The sequence below is a fragment of the Streptomyces violaceorubidus genome, assembly GCF_000717995.1.
Taxonomy (GTDB): Bacteria; Actinomycetota; Actinomycetes; order Streptomycetales; family Streptomycetaceae; genus Streptomyces; species Streptomyces violaceorubidus.
Genome location: NZ_JODM01000002.1, coordinates 132,741 through 149,880 on the forward strand (window position 1 = coordinate 132,741; position 17,140 = coordinate 149,880).

Genomic DNA, 17,140 nt, shown 5'->3' on the forward strand with positions numbered 1-17,140 from the left:
CCTTTTCGTCCGCCGCGCCCGCGCCCCGGGCACGTGACCGGCGCCACCGGCGGGGCACCGGCAGGAAACGCCGTCCGCAGGGTAGGCGGGACCCATGAGTCCCGACGTAGACCTCACCGCCGCCACGCCCGGCCCGCACCCCTTCCGCACTTCTCTTCTGCGGCTGGATCAGCGGGCGTTCGAGGCCGTCGCCGCCCGTACCTGGCCGGGTGCCGACCCCTTGCTGCCCCGGTTGAGCCGCGGCGCCAACCACGGGGTGCTGTGGTTCGCCGCGGCCGCCGCCCTGGCCGCGTCGCGCACCCCGAGGGCACGTCGCGCGGCGGCCCGGGGGATCGCCTCGCTGGGTCTGGCCTCGCTGACGATCAACACCCTCGGCAAGCGCTCGGTGCGCCGGCCCCGCCCGGTGCTGGACCCGGTGCCGCTGGTGCGGCAGCTGAAGCGGCAGCCGATCACGACGTCCTTCCCGTCGGGACACGCGGCCTCGGCCGCCGCCTTCGCGACCGGTGTGGCGCTGGAGTCCCCGGCGTGGGGTGCGGCGGTGGCTCCGGTGGCCGCCGCGGTCGCCCTGTCCCGGGTCTACACCGGTGTCCACTTCCCGAGCGACGTGCTGGCCGGTGCCGCCCTCGGGGCGGGTGCCGCGTTCGCCGTACGGGGCCTGGTGCCGACCCGCGCCCAGCACATCCCGCCCGCCCGGCCGCGTGCCGAGGTGCCCGCGCTGCCCGGCGGCGAGGGGCTGGTCATGGTCGCCAACATCGGCTCGGGCACCTCGGACCGGGTGCGGGCGCTGTGCGACGCGCTGCCCGACGCGGAGGTGGTGGAGTGCGAACCGGCGGACGTGCGGGCGGAGCTGGAGAAGGCGGCCGGTCACGCCCGGGTGCTCGGCGTGTGCGGCGGCGACGGCACCGTGAACGCCGCGGCCGAGGTCGCGCTCCGCCACGGGCTGCCGCTCGCGGTGCTGCCGGGCGGCACCCTCAACCACTTCGCCTACGACCTGGGCGTGGAGGACGTCCGGGATCTGTGCGGGGCGCTGGAGCGGGGCGAGGGGGTGCGGGTGGACGTCGGCCGGTTCGCCTCGGGCGGGCGGCGCGGGGTCTTCCTGAACACCTTCAGCCTCGGCGTCTACCCGGAGCTGGTCAACGAGCGGGAGCGCTGGTCGCCCCGGATCGGCGGCTGGCCGGCCGGGGTGCTCGCGGCGGTGCGGGTGCTGCGCGCCGACCGGCACCCGCTGGAGGCCGAGGTGCGCGGTCGCAGGCGTCCGCTGTGGATGCTGTTCGCGGGCAACGGCACCTACCACCGCCGGGGGCTCGCCTCGGGGCGCCGGCTCGACCTGGCGGACGGGCAGTTGGACGTACGGGTGGTGCACGGGGGGCGTCGGCCTGCCCTGCGGCTGCTGTCCGCGGCCCTCGCGGGACCGCTGACCCGCTCGCCCGCCCACGCGGCGATGCAGGTGCCCCGGCTGCGCCTGTCGGGCGTCGCGCCCGGCACGCTGATGGCGTACGACGGTGAGCTCACCGAGACGGAGGGCGACCTGACGCTGGAGAAGCTGCCCGAGGCGCTCACGGTGTACCGACCGCTGCCCGGGGGCGGTCTACTGTCCTGACGGGGCAGCGGCGAGCCGCACAGCGGCAGTCCACATCATGAAACGCGGGTCTCATCATTCGGCCAGTGGGCGTACCGTGAGCGCACTGCCGGAGAGGGGATCCACCATGCCGAAGCCGCATGAGACCGCCGTCTACACGCACGGGCACCACGAGTCCGTGCTGCGCTCGCACACCTGGCGCACCGCCGAGAACTCCGCCGCCTACCTGCTCGGATCCCTGCGGCCCCACATGCGGGTCCTGGACATCGGCTGCGGACCGGGCACCATCACCGCCGACCTCGCGGAGCTGGTACCGGACGGCCACGTCACCGGCGTGGACCGGTCGCCGGAGATCGTGGAGCGGGCCCGGGCCACGGCCGCCGCGCGGGGGCTCGGCAACACCGACTTCGCGGTCGCGGACGTGCACGCGCTGGACTATCCGGACGACACCTTCTGCGTGGTCCACGCCCACCAGGTGCTCCAGCACGTGGGCGACCCGGTGCGGGCGCTGCGCGAGATGAAGCGGGTCGCCCGGCCGAACGGGTTCATCGCCGTCCGCGACTCCGACTACGGCGCCATGACCTGGTACCCCGCGTCCCCGGGCATGGACGACTGGCTGGACCTGTACCGCCGGGTGGCCCGCGCCAACGGGGGCGAGCCGGACGCCGGGCGCCGGCTGAGGGCCTGGGCGCTGGAGGCGGGGTTCACCGACATCACGTCGACCTCGGCCACATGGACCTTCGCCGCACCGGACGAGCGGGAGTGGTGGAGCGGGCTGTGGGCGGACCGGACCCTGGAGTCGGCATACGCCGACCGGGCCACCGAGGGCGGCCACGCGACTTCCGAGCAGTTGCGCGCCGTCTCGGCGGCCTGGCGGGAGTGGGGAAAGCGCCCGGAAAGCTGGTTCAGCGTCCTGCACGGAGAAATCCTGTGCCGAAAAGAAGCAGGACCGACGCCTGTCCGGTGAATTTCGGGACACCAGTACGACAGGAGGTTCAACATTATGGTTCCGCTTCTGCTCGTACTGCTTCTCGCGATCGTCCTTTTCGGTGTCGGATTCGCGGTGAAGGTGCTCTGGTGGATCGCTCTGGCGGTTCTGGTCCTGTGGCTGATCGGTTTCCTGGCCCGCGGGACGACGGCCGGCGGCGGCAGGGGCCGCTGGTACCGGTGGTGAACGACAGCAGGTGGTGAGGCTGCTGCCCCGGGAGGCTCACTCCCGGGGCAGCAGCGGTCCCAGCGGCCCGAGGTCCAGGTTCAGGTCCTCGGGCCGCAGTCCGTAGCGGTCGCGCAGTTCGGTCATGCGGTCGTCGAGGAGCATCAGGGTGAGCCCGATCCGCTCCTCCTGGTCCTCGCTCAGGTCGCCCTCGTCGACGCGGCGCAGGGCCTGCCGCTCCATGAGCTGGCGCAGCAGTTCGACGACCGTCAGCACCAGCTTGATCAGGTCGCGCTCGACGGTGTCGGGTTCGAGGTCGAGGCGGCGCCTGGGGGACTCGGCGGGCTCGGGGTGTTCACTCACGTCATCAGTCCCCGAACGGTGAGGGTACGTTGCGGTTGACCGAGCTGATCAGCGCGTTCAGGTCGATGCGGACCAGGTCGACGTCCGCGATGCGCAGCGTGACGTCGCCGGTGATGACCACTCCGCCGGCCAGCAGCCGGTCGAGCAGGTCCACCAGGGCGATCTCCCGGCGCTCCACGACGGTCACGATCCCTCCCCCTCTGTCTCTCCGGCGAAGGAATAGGCCGCCCAGGGACCGGTGAGTTCCACGCGAATTCCGGGGGCGTCGTCCTTCGTACGGTCCACCGTCTCGACGAATTCCTCGGACGCGTCGCGGGGCACCAGATAGGCGGCGTTGAGAACGTTCCGTCCGGCGGCACCGGAAAGGCGGGGATTCTGCGGCGCGTGCAGCCGCGCGTCGTCGGCCCGCTCGGACAGCCTCGTGTGCAGTCCCGTGGCGAACCCCTCGGCCCTGCTCCACAGGTCGTCGTCGGCCCGGGTCTGTTGGCGCCGCTGCCGCAGGTAGTCCCGGCCCGAGACGGGCTTGGCCGCGGGCCGTTGCGACGCCTCGGGCCGCTCGGACTTCGCCCGCTGCGCGGACTCCGCCTCGACGTAGACCTTCACGCCCCACTCCACCCGGCCCTCCAGCCGCTCCAGCGTGCGCCGGAAGGCCGCCTCGCGCTCCTCCAGCATCACGCGGACGCCGCTGTCGTCGCGGAACACGGTGGCCAGCCGGAGCGGCAGCGGGGTGGTGACGGCGGTGAGCGCGTCGACCACCTGCTGGTGGGCGCGGGCGGTGGCGGTCAGCCAGTCCAGGTCCTCCAGGTGGGCGCGCAGCGCCTCCTCGCTGAAGTCGGCCTCGGGCACATGACTGACGACGGCGACCAGGTCGCCGTGCGGCAGCAGCCGGGGCGGATCGCCCGCCACCCCCGTGAGCTGGGCCTGGAGGGCCGCGTCGAAAGGGCGGCAGACGGCGTAGACGTAGCGCAGTCCGCTCACGGGGCCTCCCTCGGTACGCGGCCCGGGTCCAGCTCACGCAGGCGTTCGCGGAGCGCCGCGTTCTCCCGGGTGAGTTCGTCGTGCCGGGCGCGCGAGGACAGCGCGGGATCGCTCTCCCACCAGTCGATGCCCATCTCCTTGGCCTTGTCGACGGAGGCGACGACGAGCCGCAGCTTGATGGTCAGCAGCTCGATGTCGAGCAGGTTGATCTTGATGTCGCCCGCGATCACGACGCCCTTGTCGAGCACCCGTTCCAGGATGTCGGCGAGGTTGGCGCCCTGTCCCTGGCCGTAGGGGTCGGGCAGCCGGCTGGGGGTGGTCATCGACGGCTCCCGCCCTCGGCGTCCTCGTACTCACCCTCCGGCTCGTCCTCGTACTCTTCTTCGGACTCGCCCTCGGGCTCTTCCTCGTACTCGCCCTCGGGTTCTTCTTCGTACTCGCCCTCGGGCTCTTCTTCGTACTCGCCTTCCGGCTCCTCCTCGGACTCCCCCTCGGGCGCCTGCTCCTGCTCCTCTTCCTGCTCCTGCCCTTCCTCGTGATCCTGCTCCTGCTCCCGCTGCTGCTCCTCTTCCTCCTCCGCGACCGCGTCCTCGTGGCTGCGGACGACCTCGCCGTCGCGGATCTCGCCGCGCCAGCCGTCGTCCGCCTCGCCCTTGAAGGTGATGTGCCGGACGTAGTTCTTGAGGTCGAGGCGGGCCCGGCGGCCCTGGGCGCGCCAGATGTTGCCGGTCTTCTCGAACAGGCCCGACGGGTAGTACTCGATGACCAGGACCACGCGGGTCAGGCTGTCGGCGAGCCGGTGGAAGCTGACGACACCCTTGGTCGAGCCCTTGGCGCCCTCCGACGTCCACGAGATCCGGTCGTCGGGCACCTGCTCGGTGGTCGTCGCCTTCCAGCTGCGGTTGGACCACAGGACCTTCAGCTGCCAGTCCGAGGTCGTGTCGTCGGCGCGGTTCGCACTCTTGACGCCCTTGGCGAAGGTGCTGAAGTCCTGGTACTGCGTCCACTGGTCGTAGGCGGTGCGCAGCGGCACGCCGACGTCGACGTACTCGATGATGACCGTCGGCTTCTGGCCCCCGCCGCCCTTCTTCTTGCCGCCCTTGCCGCCGGTGAGGTTCTTGAAGGCGCCGACCACGTTGTCCTTCACCTTGCCCGCGCCGACCTCGAAGGCGGCCCGCATCGGGCTCTTGCCCTCGGCCAGCTTGCGTCCGCCGTCGAGGGCGAGCTTGGCGAATCCCGGGCTGTTGCCCTCGGCGATGTCGTTGAGCTTGCCGGTGGTCTCGCCGAGCTTGGTGCCGACGCCGGTCAGCAGGCGGGTGGCCTGGGCGGCGAGGTAGTCCTGCACCTCGGCCTTGAGCCGGTCGGCCGCCTCGCTCCGCGCCACGTCGGCCAGCGGGTTGTTCTTGGCGGCCTTGCCCGCCGAGGAGGCCGCGGACCCCAGGGTGTCGCTCATCGTTCACCACCGCCCTTCGACTGCCGGGCACCGGCCCCGCGGGCGGCGCTCCTGGTCGCGGCCGTCTTCTTGCCGACCGCCTTCTTGGCGGGCTGGGCACGCTTCGCCGCCGCCTTCTTCGCGGGGGCCTTGGCGGCGGCCTTCTTCGCCGGCGTCCTCCCGGCCGTCTTCCGCGCCTCGGCCGGTGCCTTCTTCGCGGGCCGCTCACGCCGGGCGGCGGGCCGCTCCTCCGGCTCCTCGGCCTCCTCGGCCGCCTCGGGCTCGTCGGCCCCCTCGGGCTCCTCGGCCCCTTCGGGCTCCTCGGGCTCCTCGCTTTCCTCGGGCTCCTCGCTTTCCTCGGGCTCACCGCGCTCGTCGGGTGCCCGGGACGCCACGCCGGAGAGCTGGTCGCGCACCTCGGCGGTGCGCCCGTGCAGCCGGTCGGCGAGCGCGTCGATCTGCCGCTCGACCATGGCGCCCGAGGCCGCCTTGCCCACGCCCCTGAGGTCGGTACGCAGTTGGTCGCCGATCTCCTTGAACTGCGGGTTGTTCTGCAGTTGGCCGGAGACCAGTTCGGCGATGCCCTTGGGGGTCAGGTTCATCTTCTTGCCTGCCACCATGGTGCCCACGGCGACCGCGAGTTTCAGCTTCTTCGTGCGCCCCAGCAGGTATCCGGCCCCTATCGCGAGGCCCAGTCCCACTCGATTCATGGTGCCGTCCCGTTGCCCAATCCCGCGCTCGTGCGCGTAGCGATCTCCAGCCGGTCCAGAAGCTCGTCCTCCTGTCGGTCGAACTCCTCCTCGGTGATCTCACCGGCCTCCAACTGCTCCTCCAGGCGGGCAAGTTCGGCCCTCACCGTGGCGGGGTCGTAGTAGATCCGCTCGGCCTCCTGCAGTACCTGTCTGATGGCCCACGCGCCGCCGCGTGCTGGTGCGAGCGGCAGCAGCAGGACCTCCGATATCAGTCCCATGACGTCACCCCGCTTCGGCGTCCGCTCCGCCGGCCGCCGTGCCCGCGGGCTCGGCCGGGCCGGGCTCGACGAAGCTGTACGGCGGCAGCGGGCCGTTCACGCGGACCTCCAGGTGCGGCATGTGGCCGCGGGCCCGCTCGACGGCGGCCAGGAACTCGTCGGCCACCTCCCGCTTCACCAGGAACGAGACGTTCGCCAGCCAGCCGGTGGACTCGGGTCCCACGCTCACGGCGTCGGCGGCGGGCTCCAGGGCCCGCTCCAGCGCGGTGGCGTCCTCCGCCTCCTTGTCCTTGACCGCGGCCGCGACCATCTCGCCGAGCTGGATCTTCGTCTCGTACGTCCCGCCGCCCGCCTGCCTGTTGGACTCGGCGAGGGCGCGGATCTCGGGATTCGAGGCCATCACGTGGTGCAGCACGGCCTCTTCGACGTGGTTGGCCTTGATGTTGTACTCGACCCGGCCGTCCAGTGCCTTCAGGCGTTCCGCGTAGTGTTCGGCGCGCTCGGCGAGGACCCCGGTGACCGCCTGGTCGTCGGGGGCGACGCTGCCGAAGCGCATGGGCAGCACACACCCGTCCGCGCCGATCTCGCTCAGCACGTTCTGGTGGGCGAGCAGCTCCCTGCGCTTGGGCCGCAGCCCCTCGGGGGCGTCACTGACGACGGCCGCCAGCGCGCCCTCCTTGAGGATCCGCACCTGGCGCGGCGGGTCACCGACTCCGCTCGTGTTCTCGGGGAGCGAGGGATGTGTGGCGGCGGTGATGCCGTAGACGTAGGTGCTCACTCCTGCTCCTCCTTCCGGCGCGAGGGCGCGGCCTTGCGGGCGCGCGGACGCGATGACGTCTCCCGCTCGGAGCCGCCCTCGTCACGGGCCTGCTTGAACGCGTCGGAGATGGTCTCGGCGGCGCCGGACAGCGCCCCCTTGGACTTGCCGCGGGCGCCGGACTCGGTCATCTCGCCGACCAGGTCGGGCAGCCCCGGGTCCTTGCGCGGCCCGGCCTCCAGGTCGAGCCGGTTGCACGCCTCGGCGAAGCGCAGATAGGTGTCCACGCTGGCGACGACGACACGGACGTCGATCTTCAGGATCTCGATGCCGACCAGGGAGACGCGCACGAATGCGTCGATGACGAGCCCCCTGTCCAGAACAAGCTCCAGCACGTCGTAGAGGCCGCTGCTGCCGCCTCCGCCGCCGGTCTGCTGTGCCGGTACGACAGTCATGCCTGCTGTTCCTCCATCTTGTCGGTGGTGTGAGTGGTGTTCGCGGGTACGGGTGGGCGCCCTGCGCCGGCCTAGCGGCTGCCGCGGGAGTCGGCCCGGCCGCGCTCGTAGCGCCGTACGCGCCGGTAGCCCGTGAGCTGCCCTTCGGCGTCCAGTTCCACCTGGTAGCTCGCCATCAGGCTCATGGTGTCCGGCACCCGCTCCAGTTCCAGGACCTCGACCTCCAGTACCCATCCGTCCTCCGTCCGTTCGAAGGAGGACACGGACTCGGCAGTCATCCCGGTGAGTTCCGCGAGCTGGGCGCGCGCCTCGCGCAGAACCTCCATCGGCTTGGGACGGCGCGGCTCCTGTGATGACTGTGACGACTGCGATTTCTGAGACGTATGTGGCTTTCGTGAACTCTGTGGTGAATCTTGTGAGTCTGATGTGCTTTTCGTGTTCGACATGGCCACCTCCCCCTCCGTGTGGCCGCATGTGTGTTCGTCAAACCTCGCCGAGTTGCGCAGTCCGCTCAGCCGTGCAAGGCGTTCAGTCGCCGCCTGGCGGGGCCCAGGGCCCGGGCACGGTCGGTGAGCCCGGCCCAGGGCCGGGTGCGGGCCTGTTCCACGGCGTCCGCGACACTCCAGCGGCGGGCGTGCAGGGCGGGGTCGTCCAGCTGGTCCCAGGAGATGGGCGTGGCCACGGGGGCGCCTGGGCGGGCGCGCACGGTGAAGGGGGCGACCGCGGTCTGGGCGTAGGCGTTGCGCTGGATGTCGAGGTAGAGCCGGTCGCCGCGGTCCTTCTTGCGGGCGGCGGTGGTGAGCCGGTCGGGGTGGGCCGCGGCCAGGACGCCGGCGACGGCCCGCGCGAACTCCCTCACGTCGTCGAAGCCCCGGCGGCCGTCCAGGGGGACGACGATGTGCAGTCCCCGTGATCCGGTGGTCATCGGTGCCGAGGGCAGCTTCAGCTCGTCGAGCAGCTCGTGCAGCAGCCGGGCGGCCGTCCGCACCGCCTCGAAGTCGTCCTCGGCCGGGTCGAGGTCGAAGACCATGCGGTCCGGCCGGTCGACCCGTCCGGCCCGGGACAGCCAGCGGTGCAGGGTGAGCGCGGCCTGGTCGGCGAGGTAGACGAGGGTGGCGGAGTCGTCGCAGACGGTGTGGCGGACGGTGCCGCCCTCCTTGCCCACCTCGAGCCGGTCGATCCACTCGGGGTAGTGCTCCGGGGTGTTCTTCTGCATGAACCGCGGTCCGTCGATCCCGTCCGGGTGCCGTTCCAGCATCAGCGGGCGGCCCCGCAGGTGCGGCAGCATGAACGGGGCGACGGCCCGGTGGTAGTCGACGAGATCGCCCTTGGTGTACTCCTCGGCCCCGCCGTTACCGGCCGGGAACAGCACCTTGTCCGGCCGGTGCACCTCCACCGCGCGCCGTCCGGCCCGCACGGTCCGGGCACCGCCACCACCACCGCCACCCCTGCCCCTGCCCCTGCCACTGCCACTGCCACTGCCACTGCCACTGCCACTCACGGAACGATCGCCTGCTCCACGAGCATCCGTGCGGTCGCCTCGATGGACGCGGCGTCGATCCCCGCCGCGTGCAGTTCCTCGGCCGGGGTCGCGGAGCCCGGCATCGTCGTCACCGCGAGCCGCACCAGCCGGGGCACGGGCCGTCCGTCCGTGAACGCGTCCAGCACGGCGTCGCCGATGCCGCCCTCCGGGCGGTGGTCCTCCACGGTCACCAGGCAGCCGGTCTCCTCGGCCGCCGCGCGCAGGGTGGCCCGGTCGACGGGCTTGACCGAGTACAGGTCGATCACCCGGACCGGGATGCCGTCCGCCGCGAGGGCGTCGGCCGCGGCGAGTGCCTCGTGCACGGTGACTCCGGCGGCGACGACGGTGAGCCGGTCGGCGTCGGAGGAACGCAGCACCTTGCTGCCGCCGACGGGGAACTCCTCGTCGGGTCCGTAGATCATCTCGCTCTCGCCGCGCGAGGTGCGCAGGTAGCGGATGCCCTCCAGGCCCGCCATCCCGGCGACCAGGCGTGCGGCCTGGTTGGCGTCGCACGGGTACAGCACGGTCGAGCCGTGGACGGCCCGCATCATCGCGAGGTCCTCCAGGCCCATCTGGCTGGGCCCGTCCTGGCCGATGGCGACGCCCGCGTGGGAGCCGACGAGGTTGATGCCCGAGCCGCTGACCGAGGCCATGCGCACGAAATCGTGGGCGCGGGTCAGGAAGGCGGCGAAGGTGGTGGCGAACGGCACCCAGCCGCGCGCCGCCATGCCCACCGCGGCGGCGACCATCTGCTGCTCGGCGATGTAGCACTCGAAGTAGCGCTCGGGGTGCTCCTTGGCGAAGAACTCGGCCCGGGTGGAGTCGCCGACCTCGCCGTCGAGCGCGACGACGTCGCCGCGTGCGGTGCCGACCGCGGCGAGCGCCTCGCCGAACGCGTTGCGGGTGGCGACCTCGTCGCCCTTGTCGTAGCGGGGCAGCTCGGTCTGTCCGGTGCCGGTCGAGTGCAGGGCCCGGGCGTCCTCGGGCGCGTGCACGCGCACCCGGATGTCACGGGGCCCACCGAGTTCGGCGACGGCCTCCTCGGCCTCCGGCAGCGGCTTGCCGTGCTGTCCCTCGCGGTCCTCCACCGCCCGCACGCCCTTGCCCTTGAGGGTGCGGGCGATGATCGCGGTGGGCTGGCCCCTGGTGGACAGGGCCTCGCCGTAGGCACGGTCGATGGCGTCGACGTCGTGGCCGTCGATTTCGATGGTGTGCCAATCGAAGGCCCGGAAACGGCGCGCGTACGCGTCGAGGTCGTGGCCGTGCCGGGTGGGGCCGCGCTGGCCGAGCCGGTTGACGTCGACGATCACGGTGAGGTTGTCGAGGTGTTCGTGTCCTGCGTGCTCGGCGGCCTCCCAGATCGATCCCTCGGCCAGCTCGCTGTCGCCGCACAGCACCCACACCCGGTAGTCGGTGTGGTCGAGGCGCTTGCCGGACAGCGCGATGCCGACGCCCACGGGCAGCCCCTGCCCGAGCGATCCGGTGGCCGTCTCGACCCACGGCAGCCGCTGCGGAGTGGGGTGCCCCTCCAGGCGGCTGCCCAGCTTGCGGAAGGTGAGCAGTTCCTCGTCGTCGAGGGCGCCGGCCGCCTTGAAGGCGGAGTAGAGCAGGGGTGAGGCGTGTCCCTTGGAGAGCACGAAGCGGTCGTTGCCGGGGTGGGCGGGGCGCTCGAAGTCGTAGCGGAGGTGGTTGGCCAGGAGTACGGCCATCAGGTCCGCGGCGGACATCGACGACGTCGGGTGCCCGGAGCCGGCGGCGGCGGACGCCCGTACGCTGTCGACGCGCAACTGCTGTCCGAGGTCGACGAGTTCACCGGTGTTCATGAGTCTCCTTCCGCGGCACGGCCGTCGGTGCGCCTGACGGGGCCGGGGGCGATGTCGGGTCCGGGGGGCGGCTGGTTCGCCGGGGGTTGGGGACCGGGGTCGGTGGGCGGGCCCGCGGACCGGCTCGGTCCGGACGGGGCGGTGGACCGCTTCCCGACGGAACCTGCCCCCGAGGCGCGGGGGGCCTTGCCCGGCTTGCCCGAGCCTCCCCGGACGGGGCGCGGTCCGGCGGCCTCGACGGCGCGGCGCGGCTTGCCCGACGCACGGGGTGAGCCGGACCGGCCCCGCTTCGCCCGCTCACCGTGCGCCTGGTTCCCGGCGTCAGCGGTCCCGGCACCGGATCCGCCCTTGGCCGGTTCACCACCCGGCTGCCCCTTGGCCGGTTCACCACCGGGCTGGCTCCTCGCGGGCTCGCCACCGGGCTGGCTCCTCGCGGGTTCACCGCCCGCCTGCTCCTTCGCGGGTTCGCCGCTGTGCTGGTTGTGCGGGTTCTGCTGGTTCTGCGGGTGCTTCGTCTGGTCGCCGGCGGGGCGCTCCCCGGCGGGTCCGTCGTCCTTCCCGGTCCGCTCCGGGGCGCCCGGTACCCGCGCGACCTCCGGCGACGACGACTCCAACGGCACGGACCAGGACCGTACGAGGCCCAGCTGCACGGCCTGACGGGGCAGCACCGCGTCCAGCAGCCAGTCGGCGGCGACCCGCACGCGGTTGCCCGGCATCGCCGCGAGGTGGTAGCCGCGGGTGACCGCACCCGCCGCCGGGCCGGACATCGGCACGCCCAGCGGATTGGCCGCGGCCTTGGCGCCGCCGAGGTCCACGACGAACCCCAGGTCACGGTGGCGGTAGGCCCGCCGCTCCCCGATGCCGAGCGAGGCGGCGACGTTCCGGGCGCAGACCTTGCCGTGCCGCCAGGCGTGCTGTGCGGTCATCGGCGTGTACTGGCCGGGCTGGGCCAGGTCGGGCACGGCGGCCACGTCACCGCAGGCGAACAGCTCGGGCCGCCCCGGCACCTGGAGGTGGGGGTCGACGAGGAGCCGGCCGCGTTCCATGGGCAGGCCCAGGGACTCCACCAGCGGGTCGGGGCGCACGCCCACGCACCACACCAGCGTGCGGGTGTCGACGGTCGTGCCGTCGGTCAGCAGGACGCCGTCGTGCGTGGCCTCCTTGACGGAGATCCCCATCCGCACGTCGACGCCCCGCTGCCGCAGGACCCGCTCCGCGGTGCGGGAGAGCCGTTCGTCCATCTCGGGCATGACCCGGGGCGCCACGTCGAGCAGCATCCAGCGGGGCCGCATGCCGGTGCGCATCGGGTGCTTGCGGACCTGCGCGTCGGTGTACATCGCGCCGTGCGCGGCGACCTCGGTGCCGGTGTATCCCGCGCCGACCACGACGAACGTGCACCGCGCGGCGCACTCCGCCCGGTCGTCCGAGGCCGCGGCCAGCTCCATCTGCCGGGTCACGTGGTCGCGCAGGTAGAGCGCCTCCGGCAGCCCGCGGAAGCCGTGGGCGTGCTCGGCGACGCCGGGGATGGGCAGCAGCTTGTTGACGCTGCCCGCGGCGAGCACCAGGCGGTCGAAGGGCAGGGTGCCCTCCTCGCCCTCCGGGCCGGTGTAGCGCACGGTGTGCCCGTCGAGGTCGATGCCGTCGGCCTCGCCGAGCACCAGCCGCACGTGCGGCAGCGTGCCCGACAGGGAGACGCTGACCCGGCGCGGTTCCAGGATTCCGGCGGCGACCTGGGGCAGCAGGGGCAGGTAGAGGAAGTAGTCGGTCGGGTTGAGCAGGGTGATGTCGGCCTGGTGCCGGGTGAGCCGGGACAGGGTGCGGGCCGTCCGGTACCCGGCGAAGCCGGCACCGACGATCACGATGCGGGGTCGGCTCACGGTTCGCCTCCGGGCTGTCGCGTACCTCGTGAGCCTTCCGCGTCCCCTTGGCCGGGGCGCCCAAACGTCCGCACGCAGGCCTCGCGGGCGGCCCGGAAGCCGCCGCGCCGCCGGTTTCCGGCCCCGCGCCCGGGTACCCGGCCCCGGAACCATCCGCTCCCTGTCCGGAGGCAACCCCCCATGCCCGAATACGGCTATTTCCTCTCGTGCGAGCAGTACGGTCCCGCGGAGCTGATCGAGCAGGCGCGGATGGCCGAACAGGCCGGTTTCCAGGCGCTGTGGATCTCGGACCACTACCACCCCTGGAACGGCGAACAGGGCCAGAGCCCGTTCGTGTGGTCGGTGATCGGCGCGCTGTCGGACGCGGTGTCCCTGCCGGTGGAGACGGCGGTGACCTGCCCGACGGTGCGCATCCACCCGGCGGTGGTGGCGCAGGCCGCGGCGACCAGCGCGGTGATGACGCAGGGCCGCTTCCGGCTGGGCGTCGGCACCGGCGAGGCGCTGAACGAGCACATCTTCGGCGACGCCTGGCCGGCCGCGCACGTACGCCTGGAGATGCTGGAGGAGGCCATCCTGATCATCCGGCGGCTGCTCACCGGCGAGGAGGTCAACCACCACGGCACCCACTACACGGTGGAGAACGCCCGCCTGTACACGGTGCCCGACGAGCCGGTGCCGATCGACATCTCGGGCTTCGGCCCGGCGGCGACGAAGCTGGCGGCCCGGGTCGGTGACGGCTACATCACGATGATGCCGGACGCCCCGATGGTGGAGCAGTACCGGAAGGGCGGGGGCGGCGGGAAGCTGGTCAGCGGAGGCACCAAGGTCTGCTACGACACCGACAAGGACGCCGCCGTCCGCACCGTGCACCGGCTGTGGGCCAACGAGCAGCTGCCCGGCGAGCTGAGCCAGGTGCTGCCCTCGCCGAAGCACTTCGAGCAGGCGCAGACTCTGGTCACCGAGGGCATGGTCCGCGACAGCCGGGTGTGCGGCGACGACGTGGACGAGCACGTGGCGGAGCTGAAGCGGTTCGCCGACGCCGGTTTCGACCGGGTCTACGTCAACCAGATCGGCCCGGACCTGCGCGGCTTCTTCGACCTCTACCGCACCAAGGTGCTGCCGCAGCTCCAGCAGAGCGCCTGACCCGCAGAGCGCAGGGGTACGCCCGCACGGCCTCCGTGCGGGCGTACCCCTGCGGGCGGCCGGTCAGGCGCGGTCGTGCGTGCCGCCGGGGTCGGCGTCGTGCCGGCCCGGTGCGGCGGGCGTGCCGCCTCCGGGGACGCGGTCGTGCCCCGAGGAGTGGGCCGGGCCCGGCCCCGACGGGTGCGGGCGGGCCGCGCCGCGCAGCAGGTACGCCGCGACGCCCAGGAGGGCGGCCGTGATCAACGCGGCGGCCCAGCCCGGGAGCACGAGGGCGAGCGCCAGTCCCACGGCGAGCGCGACCGCGGCGCCCGCGTACAGGGCGGCGGTGCCGGAGGCGGCGTACAGCGTGGCCCTGCGGCGCTGCCTGCGGGTCTGTTCCCGCAGTTCGTCGCGCACGGTCTCGCGTGCCACCTGCGCCAGTTCGTCGACCAGTTGCCTGTCCAGGTGTTCCAAGTGATCCATGCGGTTCATGTGTTGCGGGTACCCGCGGGCCCGGCTTCCATGGCCGGACGGCCGGACGGGAGTGGATGGCCGGCCCTTCCAACTAGGCTCGTCCGTATGGACATTCTGGGAGCCACACTGCGCGTCTACGTCGACGACCTGGACAAGGCGATCCCCTTCTACGAGGGTCTGGCGGGCGGCGAGGCCCTCCGCTTCGAGCGCGGCGGCGTCCAGGCCGCCGCCATCGGCTGCTTCCTGCTGATGAGCGGGCCCGAGTCCCAGCTCGAGGTGTTGCGCAAGGTGGCCGCGACCATCGCCGTGTCGGACGTGGAGGAGACCGGTCGCGTACTCGGCTCCCTGGGGGCCGACATCATCGCCGGCCCGGTCGCCACGCCCGGGGGCCGCAACCTGATCGCCCGCCATCCGGACGGGGCGATCTACGAGTACGTGGACCGGCGGCAGTAGCGTCCGTGCCGGGCGGGGCTCACTCCTCGTCCGGCCACATCCGGAAGTCGTAGCGGGCCGGGAGCGGTGCGTCGTCCAGCCTCGCCCACAGCAGGCCGATGCTGTCGGCGCCCTCCCTCAGGTCGGCGACCTCGAAGCCCTCGTCGAACACGGCCCGCGCGTCCCCGGTCCGGCCCTCGGCGGCCAGCAACTCGGCCTCGGTCAGCCGGAACCGGCCGCGGGCCCGCGTCCCGGGGTCCAGCCGCTCCCACACGGTCCGGGCGTCCGCGGTGCGCCCGACCGCGAGCAGCGCCCCGATCGACTCCCGGCCCACCGCGGCGGTGACGGCCGCCCACGTCGAGTCCCCGTCCGCCGCCGCGTCGGCCCGGCGTGCGCACAGGTCGTCGAAGGCCTCCAGGTACCGGTCGGCGGCGCGCTCCGGGTGGCCGTCCTGCTGGTCGGCGACGGCGAGGCAGCGCAGCAGCGGCCAGCGGTCCGCGGCGGACTTGAGCCCGCGCTCCCAACTGCGCACCGCCTGCGCCCGGTCGTCGCCGTGCCACTGGGCGACGCCGAGGTGGTACTCGGCGAGGGGGGTGGCGGCCGTGGTCTCCAGCATGTCCCGCCAGGGCCGGGCGACCAGCGTCCCGCCGGGCGGCTCGTGGTGTTCCGGTTCGGGCAGTGACCCGGCGCGCAGCAGGTGCAGCCAGGGCTTCTGCTCCTCGCCCAGGGTGTCCTCGTCGAAGGGGGTGCCGGACAGCTTCCAGCCGGCCCGCAGCACCTCGAGCGCGCCCCAGCCCGACCCGGTGGCCAGGCGTTCGCCGGGCTCGGTGTCGGCGTGCGGGCGCCAGGCCTCGTACGCGGCGTCGACGTCGGCCCGGGGCAGGGCGGCCTCCAGCCGGTCCTCGGCCCGGCGCAGCACGGTGTGCCAGTCGCCGTCCGGCGCGGTGTCGAGCGGCCCGTACGCCTCCAGCCAGGACACCTCGCTCTCCGCGTCCAGCCTGACGTGTTCGAGCTGGGTGCGCACGAGCCCGGCCTGGATCTCGCAGTAGCCGCCGGTGCCGGGCTCGGTGAGCCACTCCTGCCAGCGGCGTCCGCCGGGTTTGGTGCCCCACACGAACAGCTTGCGGCCGCGCAGCAGGTCGGTCGAGGTCTGCACCAGCCCGTGGCCGTCCGCGTCGAGGGCGGCGATCCAGCGGCGCCGGTCGTCCGGCACCTCGTAGAAGTAGTCGGCGGCGTAGGTGCTGTTGAGCGGGTACGTGCGGTCGACACCGTCGTACGTCGGGACGGGCACCCTGCGCAGCCGTCGTTCGTACCCGAAGTGCCAGGCCTCGTCGGCGGGGGCTAGGACGCGGCGGTCCTCGGGGACGGCGATGTTGGACCACCAGTAGGTGGGCACCGGACGCTCGTGCGGGTTGCGGACGCGGACACCGACGTAGAGGAAGTCCGAGCCGTCCGGCAGCCACAGGTCCACCTGGAAGGGCAGGTCGCGCAGCCGCTCCCACTCCCACAGGCGCAGTATCTCTCCCCCACCGCCCGAGGGGCGGTGCCCCCGGCCGTCGGGGGCGGGGACGCGGGCGGCGTGCACGGGCGAGCAGGACAGGGTGGTGTGGCCGGTGGCGCCGATGTTCCACTCGATGCCGCCGGAGAACCAGGCGCCGTTGAGGGCGAAGTTGGCGGGCTGGAGCACGGGGTTGACGTAGAGGAGTTCGCGGTCGGTGGGCTTGTGGTGGAGGGAGGCGATGCGTCCGCCCAGGCCGGGCAGGACGGTGGCCCGCAGCCGGTCGTTCTCGATGACGACTGCGTCCACCTCGCGCGGTGCGCGCTCCCGGTCGTAGCCGTCGCGGACCTGGACGGGCAGCAGGCTGCGCAGTGGCGCGTAGTCGACCTGGCGGGCCATGTCGCGGGGCAGGCCCGCCCGGTCCCGGTCGTCGATGCGGTGGGCCTCGTCCAGGGGGCGCAGCGGCGGCAGGGGGTTGTCCGGCCCCAGCGGCGCGGCGGGCAGGGTCAGTACCTCGCGTCGGATCGTCGTCACGGTTCCCCATGGAAGCCGGTCCCCGGCGCGGTGAACAGGGGGTCCGTCGGCCGGGCCGGGGCGATGTGGCTCACGTTTAATCCGCTGGGGCGCGGTTGGGGCGCGGACGTAGGCTCGGGCGGTCGAAGCGGCTACGAAGACTGAGGAGAGACGCACGTGAGTGAGCGGCCC

Annotated in this window: 20 protein-coding genes; 5 read left to right on the plus strand and 15 right to left on the minus strand. The window is 73.0% G+C overall.

The features are described from left to right. The first annotated feature begins 94 nt into the window (after window positions 1-94). The 3 genes from IE94_RS0104555 to IE94_RS0104565 all read left to right on the plus strand — a co-directional run bounded on the left by IE94_RS0104555 (window position 95) and on the right by IE94_RS0104565 (window position 2,753). Window positions 95-1,600 carry a bifunctional phosphatase PAP2/diacylglycerol kinase family protein gene (locus IE94_RS0104555; protein ID WP_030178433.1) on the plus strand — a complete coding sequence of 502 codons (1,506 nt, stop codon included), beginning with the start codon at window positions 95-97 and terminating at the stop codon, window positions 1,598-1,600. Between the two features lie 106 nt (window positions 1,601-1,706). Beyond that, the gene (locus tag IE94_RS0104560) at window positions 1,707-2,546 is read left to right on the plus strand and encodes a methyltransferase domain-containing protein (RefSeq protein ID WP_030178437.1); all 840 of its coding nucleotides are present in this window, start codon (window positions 1,707-1,709) and stop codon (window positions 2,544-2,546) included. A 36-nt stretch (window positions 2,547-2,582) separates the two neighbouring features. Continuing rightward, complete coding sequence (locus tag IE94_RS0104565) at window positions 2,583-2,753, plus strand: hydrophobic protein (protein ID WP_030178442.1); 171 nt, start codon at window positions 2,583-2,585, stop codon at window positions 2,751-2,753. Window positions 2,754-2,789: 36 nt separating this feature from the next. Here the strand turns inward: IE94_RS0104565 and IE94_RS0104570 are convergent, their stop codons facing one another. From IE94_RS0104570 to IE94_RS0104630, 13 genes are all read right to left on the minus strand, one after another. Continuing rightward, on the minus strand, window positions 2,790-3,095 hold the full coding sequence (locus IE94_RS0104570; protein WP_030178444.1) for a gas vesicle protein K: 306 nt from the start codon (window positions 3,093-3,095) through the stop codon (window positions 2,790-2,792). A gap of 4 nt (window positions 3,096-3,099) precedes the next feature. After that, window positions 3,100-3,282, minus strand: a complete 183-nt coding sequence (locus tag IE94_RS0104575; RefSeq protein WP_003972471.1) for a gas vesicle protein — start codon at window positions 3,280-3,282, stop codon at window positions 3,100-3,102. Continuing rightward, window positions 3,279-4,073: a GvpL/GvpF family gas vesicle protein gene (locus IE94_RS0104580; RefSeq protein WP_030178451.1), complete on the minus strand. Its 795-nt coding sequence runs from the start codon at window positions 4,071-4,073 to the stop codon at window positions 3,279-3,281. Before IE94_RS0104580 ends, IE94_RS0104575 begins: the two co-directional genes overlap by 4 nt. Further along, the gene (locus tag IE94_RS0104585) at window positions 4,070-4,396 is read right to left on the minus strand and encodes a gas vesicle protein (RefSeq protein WP_030178454.1); all 327 of its coding nucleotides are present in this window, start codon (window positions 4,394-4,396) and stop codon (window positions 4,070-4,072) included. The genes IE94_RS0104580 and IE94_RS0104585 overlap by 4 nt, the downstream gene beginning before the upstream one ends. After that, a complete protein-coding gene (locus IE94_RS0104590) occupies window positions 4,393-5,526 on the minus strand; it encodes an SRPBCC family protein (protein ID WP_030178457.1) in 1,134 nt (377 codons plus the stop codon). The genes IE94_RS0104585 and IE94_RS0104590 overlap by 4 nt, the downstream gene beginning before the upstream one ends. Continuing rightward, window positions 5,523-6,215 (minus strand): hypothetical protein, encoded by a 693-nt coding sequence (locus IE94_RS0104595; RefSeq protein WP_030178460.1) that lies wholly within the window; start codon window positions 6,213-6,215, stop codon window positions 5,523-5,525. Before IE94_RS0104595 ends, IE94_RS0104590 begins: the two co-directional genes overlap by 4 nt. Beyond that, window positions 6,212-6,475 carry a gas vesicle protein GvpG gene (locus tag IE94_RS0104600; protein WP_030178462.1) on the minus strand — a complete coding sequence of 88 codons (264 nt, stop codon included), beginning with the start codon at window positions 6,473-6,475 and terminating at the stop codon, window positions 6,212-6,214. The genes IE94_RS0104595 and IE94_RS0104600 overlap by 4 nt, the downstream gene beginning before the upstream one ends. 4 nt (window positions 6,476-6,479) lie before the next feature. After that, window positions 6,480-7,253, minus strand: a complete 774-nt coding sequence (locus IE94_RS0104605) for a GvpL/GvpF family gas vesicle protein (protein WP_030178465.1) — start codon at window positions 7,251-7,253, stop codon at window positions 6,480-6,482. Further along, a complete protein-coding gene (locus IE94_RS0104610) occupies window positions 7,250-7,687 on the minus strand; it encodes a gas vesicle structural protein GvpA (RefSeq protein ID WP_030178468.1) in 438 nt (145 codons plus the stop codon). The genes IE94_RS0104605 and IE94_RS0104610 overlap by 4 nt, the downstream gene beginning before the upstream one ends. A gap of 71 nt (window positions 7,688-7,758) precedes the next feature. Further along, window positions 7,759-8,133, minus strand: coding sequence for a gas vesicle protein GvpO (gvpO, locus tag IE94_RS0104615; protein ID WP_078606409.1), 375 nt, complete (start codon window positions 8,131-8,133; stop codon window positions 7,759-7,761). Window positions 8,134-8,198: 65 nt separating this feature from the next. Continuing rightward, window positions 8,199-9,104: a non-homologous end-joining DNA ligase gene (ligD, locus tag IE94_RS0104620; protein ID WP_030178473.1), complete on the minus strand. Its 906-nt coding sequence runs from the start codon at window positions 9,102-9,104 to the stop codon at window positions 8,199-8,201. An 80-nt stretch (window positions 9,105-9,184) separates the two neighbouring features. After that, window positions 9,185-11,032 (minus strand): transketolase, encoded by a 1,848-nt coding sequence (locus IE94_RS0104625; protein ID WP_030178476.1) that lies wholly within the window; start codon window positions 11,030-11,032, stop codon window positions 9,185-9,187. Continuing rightward, window positions 11,029-12,909, minus strand: coding sequence for an NAD(P)/FAD-dependent oxidoreductase (locus IE94_RS0104630; RefSeq protein ID WP_030178479.1), 1,881 nt, complete (start codon window positions 12,907-12,909; stop codon window positions 11,029-11,031). The genes IE94_RS0104625 and IE94_RS0104630 overlap by 4 nt, the downstream gene beginning before the upstream one ends. Before the next feature lie 180 nt (window positions 12,910-13,089). On the opposite strand from IE94_RS0104630, the gene IE94_RS0104635 reads away from it, so the two are divergent. After that, complete coding sequence (locus tag IE94_RS0104635) at window positions 13,090-14,052, plus strand: LLM class F420-dependent oxidoreductase (protein ID WP_030178482.1); 963 nt, start codon at window positions 13,090-13,092, stop codon at window positions 14,050-14,052. A 63-nt stretch (window positions 14,053-14,115) separates the two neighbouring features. On the opposite strand, the gene IE94_RS0104640 is transcribed toward IE94_RS0104635, so the two are convergent. Next, window positions 14,116-14,523 (minus strand): phage holin family protein, encoded by a 408-nt coding sequence (locus IE94_RS0104640; RefSeq protein ID WP_037921760.1) that lies wholly within the window; start codon window positions 14,521-14,523, stop codon window positions 14,116-14,118. Window positions 14,524-14,610: 87 nt separating this feature from the next. Between IE94_RS0104640 and IE94_RS0104645 the strand changes: the two genes are divergently transcribed. Next, window positions 14,611-14,958, plus strand: coding sequence for a VOC family protein (locus IE94_RS0104645; RefSeq protein ID WP_030178489.1), 348 nt, complete (start codon window positions 14,611-14,613; stop codon window positions 14,956-14,958). 19 nt (window positions 14,959-14,977) lie between these two features. Here IE94_RS0104645 and IE94_RS0104650 read toward each other — a convergent pair whose 3' ends face one another. Next, on the minus strand, window positions 14,978-16,969 hold the full coding sequence (locus tag IE94_RS0104650) for a DUF5107 domain-containing protein (RefSeq protein WP_030178491.1): 1,992 nt from the start codon (window positions 16,967-16,969) through the stop codon (window positions 14,978-14,980). Window positions 16,970-17,140: the final 171 nt, after the last annotated feature.